Source organism: Roseomonas gilardii subsp. gilardii, assembly GCF_023078375.1.
Classification (GTDB): domain Bacteria; phylum Pseudomonadota; class Alphaproteobacteria; order Acetobacterales; family Acetobacteraceae; genus Roseomonas; species Roseomonas gilardii.
Window position 1 is genome coordinate 4,057,723 of record NZ_CP095554.1, and the last position, 17,267, is coordinate 4,074,989.

The following is a 17,267-nucleotide window of genomic DNA, read 5'->3' on the forward strand; positions in this document are numbered from 1 at the left end:
TAGGAACAAAAGGAGAACTGAATCCCCTTGAGAGGATTTCAGTCCTCACATTTGCCCGATCTCGCGAAAGGCCCCAGAGAACTTCAACCCCGGAGGGCGATGGCCGAAAGCTGGTGTCCGATCGGGCCGCCGCCGGTCAGGGTGCGCCGGCGGTGGGAGAAGAAGCGTTCGGCGTCCGCCTGGGTGTCGGCGTCGATCACCTGCACCAGCCCGCTGCCGGCCCTTTGCAGCCGGGCCGCGATATAGCTCGCCATGTCGAACTGCCAGTGCCCTTCCCGCACACCCGGCTGGAAGAATCCCGGCTCGCCTACCGCTTCGAAGAGATCGCGGCCAACCTCGTAGGAGGCCTGCCGGATGCAGGGGCCCAGAGCAGCAACAACCCGCTCACGCCGCGCCCCGATCCCTTCCATGGCATCCAGCACCGCTTCGCAGATCCCGGCCACGGCTCCGCGCCAGCCCGCATGACAGGCGCCGATCACCCCCGCCTCGGCATCGGCGAAGAGCACCGGGCCGCAATCCGCCGTGACGATTCCCAGCGCCAGGCCCGGCCGGTCGGTGACGACTCCGTCCGCATGCGGCCGCGCCGTGTCGGGCCAGGGCTCGCGCGCCACCACCACCCCGGCGCCATGGACCTGATGCAGCCCCACCAGCGCGGCCGGCGGCAGGCCCAGCGCCTCCATGGCCAGGGCGCGGTTCTCCGCCACGCGGGCCGGGTCGTCGGCGCCGGAGAGCGAGCAGTTCAGCGAGGCGAAGGCCCCTTCGGAGACACCGCCCCGGCGGGTGAAGAAGCCATGCGGCAAGCCCGCCAGACCGGCGGCGACGAGGAACTCGGCGGTGCTCATGCGTTCTCGAATCCGGGTGGGGTGGGAAAGCCAGGCGGCGTGATGGCCAGGGCCTGGAAGAGCAGCCCCATCGCCTCCTGCGCCGTCAGGCGGTTCGCCGCGGCCAGGTGCGCCTGGGCCTGCCGGGGATTGGCGGCGGCCAGCATGGCGGCGCGCTGGCCCAGGCCGAGGCGGCGCAGGAACATGCCCTGTGGCACCGGCCCGTGCACGGCGCCGCCGGCGGCGCGGACGGCGCCGGCCAGGGCCTGGAAATCCACATGCGCTGTCAGGTCGGCGGTGCCAGGGGCCAGCAGGGGATCGGCCGGCTCATGCCGGCGGACGGCCTGGAGGCTGTCGCCGCTCCCGCCCCCGGTATGACCATAGTCGATGAAGAGCGCGGCGCCGCCCTGCCGGGCCAGGCGCCCCGCGAGCCATCCGGCCAGGGACAGGGCCGGGGCGCAGGTCTCCCGGATCGTGCCCTCCGGCACGCCGTCGGGAAGGGCCAGCGGGGGGGCTCCTCGATCTCGCGGAGGAGGAAGGTACCGTCCCGCACCCAGCGCTCGCGCCAAGTGCCGTCCTGCCGCACGAACTGCCGGATCGGCAGTGCGTCGAGGAACTCGTTCGCCAGAAGCAGGAGCGGCCCGTCCGGCAGATCTTCCGTCCGGTCGTGCCATTGGGCGTCCGGGATCTTCTCCCGCTGCGCCGCCCGCAGCACGGGCGAAGCCTCCACCAGATGTGGCTCGGCCGCCTGGGCGAAGGCGGGGATGACCTCCCGCACCGCGCGCAGGGCATCCGCCATCAGCGTGCCGCGTCCGGGGCCGAGCTCCGCCAGGATGACGCGCCGCGGCGCCCCCATCATCTGCCAGCAGACCGCCGCCCAGAGGCCCAGACACTCGCCAAAGGTCTGGCTGATCTCCGGCGCTGTGATGAAGTCGCCGTCGCGGCCCAGCGGGTCGCGCCCGGCGTAATAGGCGGCCACGGCACGGGCCATGAAGCGGTCCAGCCGTTCGGCCACCGCCATGTCAGGCGCCCTCGTGCCGCACGGCGCCCGGTGTGGGGGCGGCCGCGGGCCGGGACCGCCACATCAGCCAGGCCCCGAAGAGCACCATCGGCAGGGACAGGAGCTGCCCCATGGTGATCCCGGCGAAGAGGAAGCCGAGCTGCGCGTCCGGCTGGCGGAACATCTCGCCGATGATGCGGGCGATGCCGTAGCCGGCCAGGAAGGCGCCGGAGACGAAGCCACGGCGGGCCCGCAGCGCCGGGCGGTGGATCAGGATCTGCAGCAGGATGAAGAGGATCACCCCCTCCATGCCGGCCTGATAGAGCTGCGAGGGGTGGCGCGGCTCCGGCCCGCCGGTGGGGAAGATCATGCCCCAGGGGACGTCGGTGACGCGGCCCCAGAGCTCGCCGTTGATGAAGTTGGCGATGCGCCCGAAGAACAGGCCGACCGGCACCACCGAGGTCACGCGGTCGGAGAAGCTGAGGAAGTCCAGCCCCTGCGACCGGGTGAAGAGGTACAGGGCCAGGATCACGCCCGCCGCGCCGCCATGGAAGGACATGCCGCCCTGCCAGAGATAGAGCGCCTCCAGCGGGTGCTCGATATAGTGGCCGGGGCGGTAGAAGAGGACGTAGCCGATGCGCCCGCCGAGCACGACGCCCAGCGTGGCCCAGGTCACGAAGTCGTCCACCTGCTCCCGCGTCGCGGCCTGGGGGGCGAGCTGTACCAGCCGGCGCACCATCCACCAGCCGAGCAGGATGCCGGTGATATAGGCCAGGGCATACCAGCGGATCGCGAAGGGGCCGAGCTGGATGGCCACCGGGTCGAAGGCGGGAAAGAGGATGGCAGGGATCATGCCCGGTTCTGCGGCTCCAACGGGGACTCGGCCATGAGCTGGCGGACATAGCGGCCGACGCCATCCTCCAGCTCCGTGGCCGGGCGGTTGAAGCCGAGTTGCCGCAGCCGGTCCATCCGCGCTTCCGTGAAATACTGGTACTTTCCCTTCAGGTCCCCAGGCATCGGCACGTAGCGGATATCGGGCTCCCGTCCCATCGCGGCATAGACGGCCAGGACCAAGTCCCGGAAGCTGCGGGCCTTTCCGGAGCCGCAGTTGAACAGGCCGGAGACGTGCGGATGCTCCATCAGCCAGAGCATCGCCGCCACGCAATCGTCCACATGCACGAAGTCGCGCATCTGCCCGCCATCGGGGATGCCTTCCCGGTCCGAGGCGAAGAGGGTCGCGGCCTCGCCCCCGGCGATCTGTCGGAACTTGTGCAGCACCACCGAGGCCATGCGGCCCTTGTGCGCCTCCTGGGGGCCATAGACATTGAAGAACTTCAGCCCGGCCCAGTGCGGCGGGGCGAGGCGGTGGCGCGCCAGCAGGTCCACCACCCGCCGGTCGGTGGCATGCTTGGACCAGCCGTAGAGATTGAGCGGCCGCAGCTTCGCCAGGGCCTCCGGCGCCATGTCGTCGTCGAAGCCGGCGGAGCCGTCGCCATAGGTGGCGGCGGAGGAGGCGTAGACCAGCGGCACCCTGTACTCGGCGCACCAGTCCCAGAGCTTCAGGGTCAGCGACAGGTTGTTGGCGGCCACGAGGTCCCCATCCCGCACCGTGGTGGCGCTGATCGCGCCCAGGTGGAAGATCCCTTCCAGCCCCGAGGCGCTGTCCAGCCAGCGGTCCAGTTCCTCCGGCGGCACGATCCCGGCGATGGGATGCGGGGCGATGTTGCGCCACTTCTCGCCATCCCGCAGCCGGTCGCAGACCATGACCTCCTCCCCCCGCGCGCAGAGCGCGGCCAGGAGGTTGGAGCCGATGAAGCCGGCGCCGCCGGTGACGAGGAACATGGCGCTGCCTTTCCGCTCTGGCCGCCCTTGGGACGCTCCCCTGGGGAGGCCCGGCCGGATGGCCCGTTGAAGGAAATTGGACGAAGGGGACGTCCTTCCCCATATGGAGCCCATATGTGGACTGCGTGATGGCAGCGCGGGCCGGGCCCGGCAAGGGAGACAAGTGATGGATCAGGACGGCGGCTTCGGCGGAACCAGTGGCTCCAAGGGCGGTCCCGGGGGCGGTGGCGCCGGCTTCGGGCGCGGTGGCAAGATCTTCGACGACCTCGCGGGCGTGGCGGGCGGAGCCTTCTCGGCCCTCACCGGCCTGCGGAACGAGGCCGAGGCGGTGTTCCGGGCCCAGGCGGAGAGCATGCTGCAGCGCCTGGACCTGGTGCGGCGGGAGGATCTGGACGCCGCCATGGAGCTGGCGCGCCGGGCGCGCGAGGAAGCCGAGGGCCTTGCCGCGCGGGTGACCGTGCTGGAGAAGCTGGTGGCCGGCATGGCCTCGGGTGCATCCGCCGTTCCGGCGGGAGCCTCGGTGGCCGATGCCGGGACGCTGAAGGGCAGCGGCGGTTCGGGCACGGGCCCCGCCTGGCCAGGACAGGGCGGGACGGCCGGCGCCAGCGAGGCCGAGGCCCAGCCGTCGGCGCCGAAGATCCGGCCCGGCGAGCCCGGTTCGCTCGACTGAGCCCCGTATTCCCGGACTCCGGGAATGGCGGCGGTGCCACACATCCTTCGCAGGAGGTGTTGATGCCGAAGAAATTCCTTGCTGTTCCCGGGTTATGGCAACGCAATATCAAGTTCTAGGGGCTGGGTCCGCGAGTCTGATCTAGACTCAGTGGTCAGGGCCCAGCCAGGACGGGAAGGAGGTGCCACATGACCGCTCCGCTCGCCCTCGGACGCCGGGAGAAGGCGTCCAATCCCCTCGACGTGATGGAGCAGATCGTCGTCGCCAACGACTGGGCGTTCGACCGTCGCTCCTCCGGCGAAATGGCCGCCGAGGCCCCGGGGAAGTGGTGCGACTACGGGCTGCATTTCGCGTGGTCTTCCGAAATCAGCGCCATGCACTTCACCTGCGCCTTCGACATGAAGGTGCCGCCCGAAGCCCGCAGCAAGCTCTATGAATTGTTGGCCTTGGCCAATGAAAAGCTCTGGATCGGACATTTCGGGATCGAGGGCGACGACGGCACCCCGGTCTTCCGGCATTCGGTGCTGCTGCGCGGCGCTCCCGGCGCCTCGGCGGAAAGCCTGGAGGACATGGTGGACATCGCCCTGACGGAGTGCGAGCGTTTCTTTCCGGCCTTCCAGCTCGTGCTGTGGGGCGGCCGTGGCGCGGAGGATGCGCTGCAGGCCGCCATGCTCGACTGCCTCGGGGAGGCCTGACATTTGATGTAAGGGGGTTCCATGAGTGAGGCGCTGCCGCCCGTCCTGCTGGTTGGCTATGGCAAGATGGGAGGGGCGATGCTGACGGGTTGGCTGGCCCGCGGCATCTCCGAGGCCATTGCCGTGGACCCCCATGCCACCGAGGTTCCGGCTGGGCTGCGCCTGGTGCCGGAGGTCGGTGACCTGCCGCCGGAATTCCGCCCCGCTGCCGTGGTGCTGGCGGTGAAGCCGCAGCTGGCGGCCGAGACCCTGCCCGCCTATGCCCGCTTCGCGAAGGCGGGCGCACTTTTCGTTTCCATCATGGCCGGCCAGACCGAGGCGGGAATTGAAAGCCTGCTTGGCGGCGAAGCCGCGGTGGTGCGCGCCATGCCCAACACCCCGGCCGCGATCGGCCAGGGCTTCACCGCCGCCTTCGCCGGGGCGCGGGTGACGGAGGCGCAGAAATCCCTGGCGGATGCCCTGCTCCGCGCCGTGGGCGAGGTCGCCTGGGTGGAAAAGGAAGCACAGCTTGATGCCGTCACCGCCGTCTCGGGCGGCGGGCCGGCCTATGTCTTCCTGCTGGCGGAACTGCTGGAGAAGGCGGCGCTGGAACAGGGCCTGCCCGCCGACCTGGCGCGGCGCATGGCCCGGGCCACGGTCTCCGGCTCGGGCTACCTGCTGGCACGGAGCGAGGAGGATGCCGCCGTGCTCCGCCGCAACGTGACCAGCCCGAAAGGCACCACGGAACGGGCCCTGGCCGTGCTGATGGCTGAGGATGCCTGGCCCGCGCTGATCTCCCGCGCCATCGCCGCCGCGACGGCACGTTCGCGTGAGCTTTCCGCGTGAGCAGCCGCGAGGATCACGGGCCTTCACGACTCCATGGGCCGACACGGTCCGGGCTTGGCGCACCTGCCACGCAGGACAAATTGTGGTCCCATGCAGAATCCCGTTGACCCCCACCTCCCGCCCACCGCCCCGGCCTTTGACGAGACGCGGGTCCTTGATGCGCTCTGGCAGGTCGTGGCCACGCGCGGCTGGCACGGCGTGACCTTCGGCCGCATCGCCGCCGAAAGCGGGGTGGGCCTCGATTCGCTGCGGGAGCACTACGGCACGCCCATGGCGCTGATGGCCGCCCATGCCCGGGCCGTGGACCGGCAGGTGTTGTCCACCACCATTCCCGGCCAGGGCGGCTCGGCCCGGGACCGGATCTTCGACCTGCTGATGCGCCGCTTCGACGCGCTGCAGCCGCACCGGGCGGGGATCCTGCGGCTCCAGGCCGATCTGCGCCGCCACCCGCTGCTCGCCCTTTCGCTCTCGCCCCTGCTGATGGCCTCCATGGCCTGGATGCTGGAAGGGGCGGAGGTCGATACCTCCGGCGCGCGCGGGCTGATGCGCGTGCAGGGCCTGGTCGGCGTCTGGCTGGCGGCCTCCCGCAGCTGGGCCGACGACAACAGCCTGGATCTGGGGCCGACAATGGCGGCGCTGGACAAGGCCCTGGACCGCGCGGAGCAGATCGCGCGCACGCTGCGCCTGGATGATGGCGATCTTTCCGGAGCTGGCCGCGACAGAATCGTTCCGGGCCGGGACGCAGCACCATCGCCACCGGCCAACACGGACCCTATGCTGGGTTAGCGCGACCCCTGGACGGACCTGGCTGTCGCGCTCCCTTGCCGAAGGAGGAACCATAACATGGCGAAGTCCCCCACCCCGCCGTCGGATCTGGATCCGTTCCGCGAATCCATGAAGATCTTCTCCGAGATGCGCTTCGGCGCCCTGCCCGACCTGGAAGGGCTGGCGGCGGCGCAGCGGCGCAACCTGGAAGCCCTGTCCGCCGCCAACCGCGTGGCGCTCGAAGGGGCCCAGGCCGTGGCCAAGCGGCACATGGAGATCATGCAGCAGTCCATGGCGGAGATGACTGACGCCATGCGTTCCGTCACCGAGCAGGGCGACCCGAAGGAAAAGGCTGCCAAGCAGGCGGAGATCCTGAAGGCCACCTATGAGCGGGCCGTGTCCAACATCCGTGAACTGGCCGACCTGATCCAGAAGTCGAATGGCGAGGCGCTGAACCTGCTCAACCGCCGCTTCACCGAGGCGATGGACGAGGTCAAGACCATCATGTCCCGCAAGGGCTGACAGCGGGCGAAACCACCCTCCGACAGGGAAAGCGGCCGGTCCTGGCATGGGACAGGATCGGCCGCGACACGGTCACGGCAGGCAGGCCCCTCACGGCGTCAGTCCCGGCGCTCCGGCTCCTCCCGCCGGGCACCGTCCAGCAGCGCCTCGCGCTGTTCCCGGGCCAACCGGTCCGCCGCCTTCCGGGCGCCGCTGCGGCCATGCCGGATGCGGTTCTCCACCGCCTTCGCCTCCTTTTCCGCCTTGTCCCTGGCTTTCCGGACCTGACGGAGATTCACGATATCGCCCATGGCGGCAGGATAGGCGATCGCGCAGCGCCATGAAATCGCCCAGGCCCGTGACAGGGACCTGAAAGCACGCGAGACTGGCAGCGAACGACGCCGCGCAGCGCGGCACGGGTATCCGGCCAAGCGACAGGACCGTACAGCATGCAGATCGAACTGACCGCCAAGGACGGGCACCGCTTTTCCGCCTACCGCTCCGGCCCGAAGGACGCCACGCGCGGGCTGGTGGTCGTGCAGGAGATCTTCGGGGTCAACGGCCATATGCGCCATGTCAGCGACCATTTCGGCGCGCTGGGCTATGCGGTGGTCTGCCCGGCGCTGTTCGACCGCGCCGAGCGTGGCGTGGAACTCGGCTACGCCAAGGAGGATGCCCAGCGCGGCCTGGCCCTGCGCGCGCAGATCCCGGAGGAAGCCGTCCTGGCCGATATCCAGGCCGCCGCCGATGCCCTGCCGGCGGGGGCCAGGCGCGGGATCGTCGGCTACTGCTGGGGAGGCGCCATCGCCTGGTGGGGCGCGACGCGCATGACCGGCTTCTCGGCGGCGGTGGGCTATTATGGCGGCGGAATCGCGGCGAGCCGCGATGCGGTGCCGAACTGCCCGGTGCAACTGCATTTCGGGGCCGAGGACCACAGCATTCCGCTCACCGACGTGGAGGCCATCCGGGCCGCGCAACCCGGGATCGAGGTCTATGTCTACCCCGGTGCGGGCCATGGCTTCTCCTGCGAGGAACGCCCCTCCTTCAGCGCGCCCAACGCCTCGGTGGCGGCGGAGCGCACCCGGATCTTCCTCGACAAGGCCCTGCACGCGTGATCTCGCGCTTCATCCTCTGCTTCGCCCTGCTGGGATTGCTGGTCTGGATTCCCATGGCCACCCCGCAGGGCTTCGGCGATGCGCCGCTTCTCGTGGTCGGCGTGCTCTTCCTGGCGACGCTGCTGCTCGTCTGGCGGCGGCATCCCACGGACGAGTGAGACGGGGGGCATCCGCCTCCCTTCCGGAAGGTCCGGCGCGATGCGCCGGAAGCCTCAGCCCAGCACGCGGTGGAAGCGGATCGAGGAGTTCTCGAACCCCAGCGCGCGGTAGAAGGCATGGGCGTCGTCGCGCCCCATCCGCGTGGTAAGTTCCAGCCGCGCACAGCCCCAGCCCTTCGCGGTTTCCAGGGCCGCATCCACCAGCCTGCGGCCGACCCCGTGCCCGCGCGCGCCCTCGTCCACCACCAGGCTGGTGATCCGCGCATCGGGGACCGGCCGGTGCAGCATGGGGGACTGGTTCATGGCGAGCGCGCCGAGCACCCGCCCCGTCTCCTCCGCCACCAGCACGGCTTGGCCACTGCCCGGCGCGATCAACCCGGCGATCATCGCGGGGGCGATCTCGTTCCCGCTGAGCTGGCGCATCAGCGCGACCAGCGCCGGGACATCCCCCGGCGCCGCGGGCCGCACCGCGATCACGCGACCTTGCCCAGCACGCGGCCTGCCACGGCGTCGAGCTTCGCCATCAGGGCCGGGTCGCGCTTCTCCGGCGGGGTGACGAGCGCCATCTCCAGCGCCCGGTCGCAGCCATAGGGGCAGGCGCCGCGCGGCGCGCCCAGCGAGGGGATTACCCGCTTCACCAGGGCCCGCGCCTTGTCGGCATTGCTGTGCATGATCTTGATCACCGCATCGACGGTGACATGGTCATGGTCCGGGTGCCAGCAGTCGAAATCCGTCACCATGGCGACGGTGGCGTAGCAGAGCTCCGCCTCGCGGGCGAGCTTGGCCTCCGGCATGTTGGTCATGCCGATCACGTCGCAGCCCCAGGCGCGGTAGAGCTCGCTCTCCGCCTTGGTGGAGAATTGCGGCCCCTCCATCACGAGATAGGTGCCGCCGCGCTTGTGCGGGATGCCGATCTCGCGCGCCGCCGTCTCCATCGCGTCGCCGAGCCGGGTGCAGACGGGATGCGCCATCGACACATGCGCGACGCAGCCGGTCTCGAAGAAGGTCTTCTTGCGGGCGAAGGAGCGGTCGATGAACTGGTCCACGATCACGAAATGCCCGGGCGGCAGGTCGCCGTTCAGGCTGCCCACGGCGGAAACGGACAGGATCTCCGTCACGCCCGCGCGCTTCAGCACGTCGATATTGGCGCGATAGTTCAGCTCGCTCGGCGGCACGCGGTGGCCACGGCCATGGCGCGGCAGGAAGACGCAGCGCACGCCGTCGAGCCGGCCGAAGAGCAGCTCATCGGAGGGCTCGCCCCAGGGGCTTTCCACCCGGCGCCACTCGCGCTCCACAAGCCCATCGATATCGTAGAGGCCGGAACCTCCGATCACGCCGATCACGGGTTCGATCAGGTCGGACATGCTGCGTCCTCTCGAAAACGGGCAACGGCCGCGCAAGGCGGCCGCGTGGGATCCCCGGAACAGGATTCCCGGAACGGGGGGCCCCACCATGCCCGTTTCCTGGCATGGCGGGTATCTCCCTCAGTGCAGGTCGGCCCAGACCTTGCGCTTCACCGCATAAGTGAGGCCGCCCAGGACGACCAGGAAGATCAGGATCTTGATGCCCATGGCGCGGCGGGTTTCCAGGTTGGGCTCGGCGGCCCAGGCCAGGAAGGTGGCGACATCGCGGGACATCTGGTCCTCGGTCGCCTTGGTGCCGTCCGCGAACTCGACCTGCCCTTCGTTCAGTGGCTTGGGCATGGCGATCATGTGGCCAGGGAAGTACTTGTTGTAGTGCATCCCGTTCGGCAGGTTCACGCCCTCGGGCGGGTCGGCATAGCCGACCAGCAGGGCATGGATGTAGTCCGCCCCGCCTTCCCGCGCCTTGACGATCACCGAGAGATCCGGCGGCAGGGCACCGTTGTTGGCGGCGCGCGCGGCGTTCTCGTTCGGGAAGGGCGCGCGGAAGCGGTCGCTCGGCCGGCCGGGCCGGGGATTCACCTGGCCGTTGTCGTCCGGCGCGCCGGGCACCTCCACCGAGGCCGCCGCCCCCTGCACCATGGCTTCCGGCAGCCCGATCTGCCCGAGGTTCCGGTAGTAGAGCTGGTGCAGCGAGTGGCAGTTGGCGCAGACCTGCATGTAGATCTGCGCTCCCCGCTGCAGGGAGGCCCGGTCGAAGGTCCCGATCGGGCTGCTGAAGGAGAAGCCGGCCTTCGGGATCTCGATCGCGCCCTCGGCCGCCCCGGCCGGCGAGGCCAATGCCGGAGCCAGGGCGAGGAGGGAGGCCAAGGTGATGCGCCGGGCGGCGCGCGCGGCCATGGGCTTGAAGCGACGGATCATCACACCTTCTCCATCGGCTGGCCCGCGGCCCCGGCCGGCAACGGACCGCCGCCATGCCGCAGCACCGGCTGGCTGATGCTTTCGGGCAGCGGCAGGGGTTTCTCCAGCCGCGACAGCAGCGGCAGGATCACCAGGAAGTAGAGGAAGTAATAGGCCGCCGCGACGCGGCCGATGGTCACGTAGGGCTCCTCCGGCGGCTTGCCACCGACCCAGAGCAGCACGAAGAAGCTCACCACCCAGACGAAGAAGAAGGGCCGTGCCAGGGGCCGGAAGCGCATGGAGCGGACCGGCGAGGCATCCAGCCAGGGCAGGATGAAGAGCACCGCGATGGCGCTGAACATCATCAGCACGCCGCCGAGCTTGCTCGGGACCGCGCGCAGGATGGCGTAGAAGGGCAGGAAGTACCATTCCGGGACGATATGCGCCGGCGTCACCAGCGGGTTGGCCGGGATGTAGTTGTCCGGATGGCCCAGGTAGTTCGGCGCGAAGAAGACCAGGACGGCGAAGACGATGAAGTAGACGACCAGCCCGACGCTGTCCTTGGCAGTGTAGTAGGGGTGGAAGGGGATCGTGTCCTGCGGCCCCTTGGGCTGGATGCCCAGCGGGTTGTTGGAGCCCGAGATGTGCAGGGCGGCGATGTGCAGGAAGACCACGCCCACGATCACGAAGGGCAGCAGGTAGTGCAGGGCGAAGAAGCGGTTCAGCGTGGGGTTGTCCACGGAGAAGCCGCCCCAGAGCCAGGTCACGATATGCTCGCCCACCAGCGGGAAGGCGGAGAAGAGGTTGGTGATGACGGTGGCGCCCCAGAAGGACATCTGCCCCCAGGGCAGCACGTAGCCCATGAAGGCCGTGGCCATCATCAGCAGGAACAGCACCACGCCCAGGATCCAGAGCAGTTCGCGCGGCGTCTTGTAGGAACCGTAGTAGAGGCCACGGTAGATGTGGACATAGACCACGATGAAGAACATCGAGGCGCCGTTGGCATGGGCATAGCGCAGCAGCCAGCCGTAGTTCACGTCGCGCATGATGCGCTCGACGCTGTCGAAGGCCATGTTGGCGTTGGGCGTGTAGTTCATGGCCAGGAAGATGCCGGTGGCGATCATGATCACCAGCGTCACCATGGCCATGGCGCCGAAGTTCCAGAGGTAGTTGAAATTCCGTGGCGTGGGGAAGGAGCCGTACTCCTTCTCCATCATCGTGAAGATGGGCATGCGCTGGTCGATCCAGCGCAGCACCGGATTCTTGACGTCGCTCTCGATCAGGCCAGGGGCGGCCATGGGATCCTCCTCAATCCTGGACAGGCGGTGTCGCCGGGTTCGTCCCGGCGTACAGCCCCTCAGCCAATGCGAATCCGGGTGTCGCTGGTGAAGGCATAGGGCGGCACCACCAGATTCGCCGGCGCCGGGCCCTGGCGGATCCGGCCGGCGGTGTCATAGACGCTGCCATGGCAGGGGCAGAACCAGCCGCCATAAGCCCCCCGCTCATCCGTCGGCTTCTGCCCCAGCGGCACGCAGCCGAGATGCGTGCAGATGCCGATCACCACCAGCCAGGGCTCCTTGCCCGGCTTGGTGCGGCTCTGGTCCGTCGCCGGGTCCTTCAGCGCCGACATCGGCGTGTCCACCGCGGCCTTCACCTCCTCCGGGGTACGGTGGCGGATGAAGATCGGCTTGCCGCGCCAGACGACCGTGATGGCCTGGCCCACCGCCACCGGCCCCAGATCCACATCCGTGGTGGACAGGGCCAGCGTATCCGCCGCCGGGTTCATGGAGTTGATGAAGGGCCAGGCGATCGCGCCCGCGCCGACCAGGGCGAAGGAGCCCGTCACCAGCTTGAGGAAGTCGCGCCGCCCCCCGGAATGGCCGCCTTGCGGTGGCAGGCCCGGACGTTCGCTCTGGGTCTTGCCCGATCCCGTCAGCCCGGGAATCGACCCCGATACACCCGCGGTCGCCATCTGATCGGCCATGCGTCTTGTCGTCCCACGTCGCCAAATCTTGTGCCCCGGCCATCATGTCCCGTGACACCCGATTCAGCGGCATGCCCATTCTGGGACACGCCTACCCCGGAAGGCATGGAAACCAGACAGCCGTTCGTCCTCCTGCCATGCCGGTCCAGGGGACCGGGTCCGGCGTCAGACCTTGGGGGGACGCGAAAGGTCGCCATTCCGGCCACCGTTTCCACCCCCTTGTTGCGACCATATAAGTCTGTGGCGCGACGGGTGGCAACGCCGCCTGGTGCGCCCGACACAATCGGGGTGCCGAAATGACACAGATCCCGCCTGACAGCCCCCATGCCGGCATGGCTGGTGATGGCGCCGCAGCGCAAACCCCGGCCGGTGCCCCGGATGCCGCGCTGGACACCGCCCTGGCGCGCCACCCCCTCGCCGCCCCGGCCCGCGCCTGGTTCGAATCGCTGCGCGACCGGCTCTGCGCCAGCTTCGAGGCGATCGAGGACGAGTTGTCCTCCGGCCCCCATGCCGGAATGCCACCCGGCCGCTTCGAGCGCCGGGCCTGGCAGCGCCCGGGCGGGGGCGGGGGCGTGATGTCGGTGATGCGGGGACGGGTCTTCGAGAAGGTGGGGGTGAACGTTTCCACCGTCTGGGGCGAGTTCTCGCCGGAATTCCGCCGCTCGATTCCCGGCGCCGAGGAGGACCCGCGCTTCCTGGCCACCGGCGTGTCGCTGGTGGCCCATATGCGCTCCCCCCGGGTGCCGGCGGCGCATATGAACACGCGCTTCATCACCACGACGCGGAACTGGTTCGGCGGCGGCGGCGACCTGACCCCCATGGTGCCCGAGGCGCCCGAGGCACAGGAGGATGCGGCGGGCTTCCATGCCGCCTTCAGGGCCGCCTGCGACCGGCACGACCCGGCCTACTACCCACGCTTCAAGGCCTGGTGCGACGAGTATTTCTTCCTGCCCCACCGCAACGAGCCGCGCGGGCTGGGCGGCATCTTCTACGACTGGCTGGGGCGGGACGACGCGGAGGACAGGCTGGAGGAGCACTTCGCCTTCACCCGCGACGTGGGTGAGGCTTTCCTCGCCGCCTATCCGGCCATCCTGCGCCGGCGGATGCACGAGCCCTGGACCCCGGAGGAACGGGAGAACCAGCTCATCCGGCGCGGCCGTTATGTGGAGTTCAACCTGATCCACGACCGCGGCACACTGTTCGGCCTGAAGACGGGCGGCAACACCGAGGCGATCCTGATGTCCATGCCGCCCGAGGTCCGCTGGCCCTGAGGGAGCCGGGGCGGGGACCGCCTTACTTCAGGCGGCGCGCCAGATCGGCCAGTTTCGCCAGGTGCTCGCTCAGGAACTTCCGGGTGCCCTCGTCGGTCAGCCGCCCTTCCGCGTCGAACTTGCTGCCGGCGCCGCCGACCAGCACCTCGCCACCGGGCACCACGTGGCAGCCCATGATCGAGAGCACCTGCCGGAGCTGGTAGTTGGCCAGGGCGGTGCCGAGCACGCCGGGCCCGGCCCCGATCACCGAGGCCGCCTTGCCGGTGGCCGGCGGCGCGGGCGGCCGCGACACCCAGTCCAGGGCGTTCTTGATCACCCCGGAGAAGGAGCGGTTGTACTCCGGCGTGGAGATGAGCAGCGCATCCGCCTCCGCGACGGCCTGCCGCAGGGCCTCGGCCGGGGCGGGATAGCCCTGGGTCCGGACATCGTCGTTGTAGAGCGGGATCTCGGAAAGGTCGAAAACCTTCACGGTGCTGCCGGCGGGGGCCAGTTCCGCGGCCGCATGCAGCAGCGCCGTGTTGTAGGAGCCTTTCCGGAGGCTACCGGACAGGGCCAGGATCGTGAGGGAATCGCTCATCGGGCCTCTTGGTCGAAAGGATATGGGCCGGGGCATGGCGCCCCGGTCCGATCCTCCTGACTTAGGCCCGCCCGGCGATCGCGGGAATGGTGCGGCGCAACCTCGCCATCACCAGCCCCTATCGCCGCTATTTGCGCCGTGGATCGGAACTGTGATGGCGGTCCGCTTCGCCACCGCCACCGGAGACCTGGCTCCGCGACGTGCTGGTGGCTTCGCCCGGTTGGGGCTCCTGGGCCTGGCGCGTGGCATGACCGTGGTTGCCGCCCTGGTGGCTGCTGCCGGGGCCTCCGCCGAAACGGTCGGCCTCCTCGGTCTTCTTGCTGGTGGACATGCTCACCGGTCCTGCTGATAGCCCTGGTGGGTCGTGTTCTGATGCGTGTTGCCCTGGCGGCCCTGCTGCGCCGGGTCGCGCTGCGTGGCGTTGGCCTTGGCCTCCTTGGGGGAAAGGCCGCCCTTTCCGGCATTGCTGCCGCCATGGGGGTTCTGGTTCACCGGCGGTACCGGCGGGAGATGGGCGTTGCTCATGGCGTTCTCTCTTTTCCCTTGTCTGGTCCCACCCGCACCAACGCATCCGGACCCGGGCGCGTTGCCCCTCTCTCCCCCTCCCCGTCTTCCCTCCTGGGCGGCTGCCGCTTGTCCTGGCCCGGGCGCGACGCCATACCCCTGCCGTGCCGAAAGATCCCTCCACCCCCTCCGGGCGCCGCGCCGCCTGGGCGGACAGCCTCCTGCACGACCATTCCATCCTGCGCATCGGCTGGCGGAACTGGGGCGTGGTCGAGCCGGGCCGCCTGTACCGCTCCAACCATCCCCAGCCCTGGCAGCTCGCCCGGGCGGCGCGGCGCTTCGGCCTGCGCTCCGTGGTCAACCTCCGGGGCCAGCGGGTGGAATGCGGCTCCGACGCCCTGTCGCGGGAGGCCGCGCGGCGCCTGGGCCTGGCGCATTACGACGCCCCCTTCGAGAGCCGGGGCGCCCCGCACAAGGACCGCATCCTGCGGCTGGCGGAGCTTTTCGGGCGGATCGAGGAGCCGGTGCTGATCCACTGCAAGTCCGGCGCCGATCGCACCGGGCTGGCGGCGGGGCTCTGGCTGCTGCTGCAGGGCCGGCCGGTGGAGGAGGCGATGGCACAGCTTTCCCTGCGCTGGGGGCATATCTCCGCCAGCAGGACAGGGATTCTCGACGCCTTCTTCCGGCTCTATGCGAAAGCCGCGCCCAAGCCTTTCCTCGACTGGTTGCGCGAGGATTACGACGAGGCCGCGCTTCGCCAGTCCTTCACCTCCCGCCCCTGGGCCGACCGTATCGTGGACGGGCTGTTGCGGCGGGAGTAGGCCACTCCCTTATACCCCTCCCGCCTGTCGCGGAGACGCCATGCACGCCTTTCACGATCATTGCCGCCGCGAACTTGCCCAGATGAAAGCCGAAGGGCGGTACCGGACCTTCGCCGACCTCAGCAAGTCGCGCCACGGCTTCCCGCGCTACACCCTGCCGGATGGGCGGGAGGTCCTGGTCTGGTCCTCCAACGACTATCTCGGCCTCGGCGGCTCGGACATCCTGGCGGAGGCCGCCAGGCGGGCGGTGGAGGAGCACGGCGTGGGCTCCGGCGGCACCCGCAACATCTCCGGCAACACGCCCTATCACGTGGCGCTGGAGCGGGAGCTGGCGACGCTGCACCAGAAGGACGCGGCGCTGGTCTTCACCTCCGGCTATGTCGCCAACCAGGCGGCACTGGGCACCATCCTGGCCAGCATGGACGGCAACTGGCAGGTCTTCTCCGACGAGAAGAACCACGCCTCCATGATCGCGGGCATGAAACACGCCCGGAAGGCGATCTGGCGCCACAACGACGTGGCGCATCTGGACGAGTTGCTGTCCCGCGCCGAGCCCGGCGTGAACAAGCTGGTCGCCTTCGAATCCGTCTATTCGATGGACGCGGATATCGGCCCCCTGGCCGATATCGTCGCCGTCGCCCGCCGGCATGGCGCGCTGACCTATCTCGACGAGGTGCATGCCGTCGGCATGTATGGCGCGCATGGCGCGGGCGTGGCGGAGCGGGACGGGGTGCTGGACGGCATCGACATCGTCCAGGGCACGCTGGGCAAGGCCTTCGGTTGCCATGGCGGCTATGTCGCGGGCGATGCGGCGGTGATCGACTGGCTGCGCTCCTCCGCCTCGGGCTTCATCTTCACCACCTCCATGCCGCCCTGCATCGCCGCCGCCGCCCTGGCCTCGGTGCGCCATGTGAAGGGCGCGACGGCGCTGCGGGAGCGGCATCAGGAGCGGGCGGCCCGGCTGAAGTCGGCCTTCCGCGAGGCGGGGGTCGAGCCCATGCCCTCGATGAGCCATATCGTGCCCGTGCGGGTCGGCGATGCCGCCCTGTGCCGCGAGGTCAGCCGCCTGTTGCTGGAGGAACACGGGCTCTACGTGACGCCGATCAACTACCCGACCGTCCCACGTGGAACGGAACGCCTGCGCTTCACGCCCACCCCCTGCATGGCGATGCCGAGATCGAGCAGGCCGCGCAGGCGGTGGCCAAGGTGCTGCGGCAGCTCCGGGCCGCCTCGGCCGCCTGAGGAGGCGGCTCTTTCCGCGTCCGGCGTCGCGCCGTCCCGGGGGACAAGGCTCCGCCTTTTCCCCCGGACCCCCTGATCCGCCAGGAACCTGAGGTTCCTGGACCTCCCATTCGCTGGTTCCTGCTGACGCCGGATCGCGCCGGAGAGCATCGCTCTCCGGCGACTGCCGGTGCCACCAGCGCGGAGAAGATGTTTTCCTTCTTTTCGGGCGCCCC

The 17,267-nt window shown here is 69.7% G+C and carries 22 protein-coding genes and 3 pseudogenes; 10 read left to right on the top strand and 15 right to left on the bottom strand.

Translation table 11 applies throughout. The annotated features are described in order from the left end of the window. Positions 1 to 83: 83 nt before the first annotated feature. From pgeF to rfaD, 6 genes and pseudogenes are all read right to left on the bottom strand, one after another. Complete coding sequence (gene pgeF, locus MVG78_RS18825; protein WP_247555381.1) at positions 84 to 842, bottom strand: peptidoglycan editing factor PgeF; 759 nt, start codon at positions 840 to 842, stop codon at positions 84 to 86. Next, positions 839 to 1,099 carry a hypothetical protein gene (locus MVG78_RS22115; RefSeq protein WP_428480828.1) on the bottom strand — a complete coding sequence of 87 codons (261 nt, stop codon included), beginning with the start codon at positions 1,097 to 1,099 and terminating at the stop codon, positions 839 to 841. The genes pgeF and MVG78_RS22115 overlap by 4 nt, the downstream gene beginning before the upstream one ends. Then, positions 1,100 to 1,495, bottom strand: a pseudogene (locus tag MVG78_RS22120) (SAM-dependent methyltransferase); the annotation flags it as partial. Continuing rightward, positions 1,429 to 1,842: pseudogene (locus MVG78_RS22125) on the bottom strand (SAM-dependent methyltransferase); the annotation flags it as partial. The pseudogenes MVG78_RS22125 and MVG78_RS22120, both read right to left, overlap by 67 nt. Position 1,843: 1 nt before the next feature. Next, positions 1,844 to 2,674, bottom strand: coding sequence for a prolipoprotein diacylglyceryl transferase (gene lgt / locus MVG78_RS18835; protein WP_247555398.1), 831 nt, complete (start codon positions 2,672 to 2,674; stop codon positions 1,844 to 1,846). Next, positions 2,671 to 3,663, bottom strand: coding sequence for an ADP-glyceromanno-heptose 6-epimerase (rfaD, locus tag MVG78_RS18840; RefSeq protein WP_247555401.1), 993 nt, complete (start codon positions 3,661 to 3,663; stop codon positions 2,671 to 2,673). Before rfaD ends, lgt begins: the two co-directional genes overlap by 4 nt. 166 nt (positions 3,664 to 3,829) lie before the next feature. Between rfaD and MVG78_RS18845 the strand changes: the two genes are divergently transcribed. From MVG78_RS18845 to MVG78_RS18865, 5 genes are all read left to right on the top strand, one after another. After that, positions 3,830 to 4,333, top strand: coding sequence for an accessory factor UbiK family protein (locus tag MVG78_RS18845; RefSeq protein WP_247555403.1), 504 nt, complete (start codon positions 3,830 to 3,832; stop codon positions 4,331 to 4,333). Between the two features lie 188 nt (positions 4,334 to 4,521). After that, positions 4,522 to 5,028 (top strand): type III secretion system chaperone family protein, encoded by a 507-nt coding sequence (locus MVG78_RS18850; RefSeq protein WP_247555405.1) that lies wholly within the window; start codon positions 4,522 to 4,524, stop codon positions 5,026 to 5,028. A 21-nt stretch (positions 5,029 to 5,049) separates the two neighbouring features. Continuing rightward, complete coding sequence (proC, locus tag MVG78_RS18855) at positions 5,050 to 5,853, top strand: pyrroline-5-carboxylate reductase (protein WP_247555422.1); 804 nt, start codon at positions 5,050 to 5,052, stop codon at positions 5,851 to 5,853. Positions 5,854 to 5,943: 90 nt separating this feature from the next. After that, a complete protein-coding gene (locus MVG78_RS18860; protein WP_247555425.1) occupies positions 5,944 to 6,639 on the top strand; it encodes a TetR family transcriptional regulator in 696 nt (231 codons plus the stop codon). 57 nt (positions 6,640 to 6,696) lie between these two features. Next, positions 6,697 to 7,140 (top strand): phasin family protein, encoded by a 444-nt coding sequence (locus MVG78_RS18865; RefSeq protein WP_247555428.1) that lies wholly within the window; start codon positions 6,697 to 6,699, stop codon positions 7,138 to 7,140. Positions 7,141 to 7,238: 98 nt separating this feature from the next. On the opposite strand, the gene MVG78_RS18870 is transcribed toward MVG78_RS18865, so the two are convergent. Continuing rightward, complete coding sequence (locus tag MVG78_RS18870; protein ID WP_247555446.1) at positions 7,239 to 7,418, bottom strand: DUF4169 family protein; 180 nt, start codon at positions 7,416 to 7,418, stop codon at positions 7,239 to 7,241. 150 nt (positions 7,419 to 7,568) lie between these two features. Here MVG78_RS18870 and MVG78_RS18875 point away from each other — a divergent pair, with 150 nt between their 5' ends. Both MVG78_RS18875 and MVG78_RS18880 read left to right on the top strand, forming a co-directional pair. Beyond that, positions 7,569 to 8,234: a dienelactone hydrolase family protein gene (locus MVG78_RS18875; RefSeq protein ID WP_247555449.1), complete on the top strand. Its 666-nt coding sequence runs from the start codon at positions 7,569 to 7,571 to the stop codon at positions 8,232 to 8,234. Next, positions 8,231 to 8,392, top strand: coding sequence for a hypothetical protein (locus MVG78_RS18880; protein WP_247555452.1), 162 nt, complete (start codon positions 8,231 to 8,233; stop codon positions 8,390 to 8,392). The genes MVG78_RS18875 and MVG78_RS18880 overlap by 4 nt, the downstream gene beginning before the upstream one ends. A gap of 54 nt (positions 8,393 to 8,446) precedes the next feature. Here the strand turns inward: MVG78_RS18880 and MVG78_RS18885 are convergent, their stop codons facing one another. From MVG78_RS18885 to petA, 5 genes are all read right to left on the bottom strand, one after another. After that, the gene (locus MVG78_RS18885) at positions 8,447 to 8,869 is read right to left on the bottom strand and encodes a GNAT family N-acetyltransferase (RefSeq protein WP_247555455.1); all 423 of its coding nucleotides are present in this window, start codon (positions 8,867 to 8,869) and stop codon (positions 8,447 to 8,449) included. Beyond that, positions 8,866 to 9,756 carry an S-methyl-5'-thioadenosine phosphorylase gene (locus tag MVG78_RS18890; protein ID WP_247555458.1) on the bottom strand — a complete coding sequence of 297 codons (891 nt, stop codon included), beginning with the start codon at positions 9,754 to 9,756 and terminating at the stop codon, positions 8,866 to 8,868. The genes MVG78_RS18885 and MVG78_RS18890 overlap by 4 nt, the downstream gene beginning before the upstream one ends. Before the next feature lie 120 nt (positions 9,757 to 9,876). Next, positions 9,877 to 10,674: a cytochrome c1 gene (locus MVG78_RS18895; protein WP_247555460.1), complete on the bottom strand. Its 798-nt coding sequence runs from the start codon at positions 10,672 to 10,674 to the stop codon at positions 9,877 to 9,879. Further along, positions 10,674 to 11,951: a cytochrome b gene (locus MVG78_RS18900; protein WP_282615027.1), complete on the bottom strand. Its 1,278-nt coding sequence runs from the start codon at positions 11,949 to 11,951 to the stop codon at positions 10,674 to 10,676. Before MVG78_RS18900 ends, MVG78_RS18895 begins: the two co-directional genes overlap by 1 nt. 59 nt (positions 11,952 to 12,010) lie before the next feature. Further along, positions 12,011 to 12,637 (bottom strand): ubiquinol-cytochrome c reductase iron-sulfur subunit, encoded by a 627-nt coding sequence (gene petA / locus MVG78_RS18905; RefSeq protein WP_247555463.1) that lies wholly within the window; start codon positions 12,635 to 12,637, stop codon positions 12,011 to 12,013. A gap of 332 nt (positions 12,638 to 12,969) precedes the next feature. Here petA and hemF point away from each other — a divergent pair, with 332 nt between their 5' ends. After that, the gene (hemF, locus tag MVG78_RS18910; RefSeq protein ID WP_428480826.1) at positions 12,970 to 13,908 is read left to right on the top strand and encodes an oxygen-dependent coproporphyrinogen oxidase; all 939 of its coding nucleotides are present in this window, start codon (positions 12,970 to 12,972) and stop codon (positions 13,906 to 13,908) included. 22 nt (positions 13,909 to 13,930) lie between these two features. Here hemF and MVG78_RS18915 read toward each other — a convergent pair whose 3' ends face one another. The 3 genes from MVG78_RS18915 to MVG78_RS18925 form a co-directional block, all read right to left on the bottom strand. Next, positions 13,931 to 14,485 (bottom strand): NADPH-dependent FMN reductase, encoded by a 555-nt coding sequence (locus MVG78_RS18915; RefSeq protein WP_247555469.1) that lies wholly within the window; start codon positions 14,483 to 14,485, stop codon positions 13,931 to 13,933. A gap of 127 nt (positions 14,486 to 14,612) precedes the next feature. After that, a complete protein-coding gene (locus tag MVG78_RS18920; protein ID WP_247555472.1) occupies positions 14,613 to 14,816 on the bottom strand; it encodes a hypothetical protein in 204 nt (67 codons plus the stop codon). 2 nt (positions 14,817 to 14,818) lie between these two features. Beyond that, on the bottom strand, positions 14,819 to 15,010 hold the full coding sequence (locus MVG78_RS18925) for a hypothetical protein (protein WP_247555474.1): 192 nt from the start codon (positions 15,008 to 15,010) through the stop codon (positions 14,819 to 14,821). Between the two features lie 143 nt (positions 15,011 to 15,153). On the opposite strand from MVG78_RS18925, the gene MVG78_RS18930 reads away from it, so the two are divergent. Together MVG78_RS18930 and hemA are read left to right on the top strand one after the other, a co-directional pair. Next, positions 15,154 to 15,810 (top strand): tyrosine-protein phosphatase, encoded by a 657-nt coding sequence (locus tag MVG78_RS18930; RefSeq protein WP_247555477.1) that lies wholly within the window; start codon positions 15,154 to 15,156, stop codon positions 15,808 to 15,810. A 40-nt stretch (positions 15,811 to 15,850) separates the two neighbouring features. Further along, positions 15,851 to 17,052 (top strand): annotated as a pseudogene (gene hemA / locus MVG78_RS18935) (5-aminolevulinate synthase). Positions 17,053 to 17,267 lie beyond the last annotated feature (215 nt).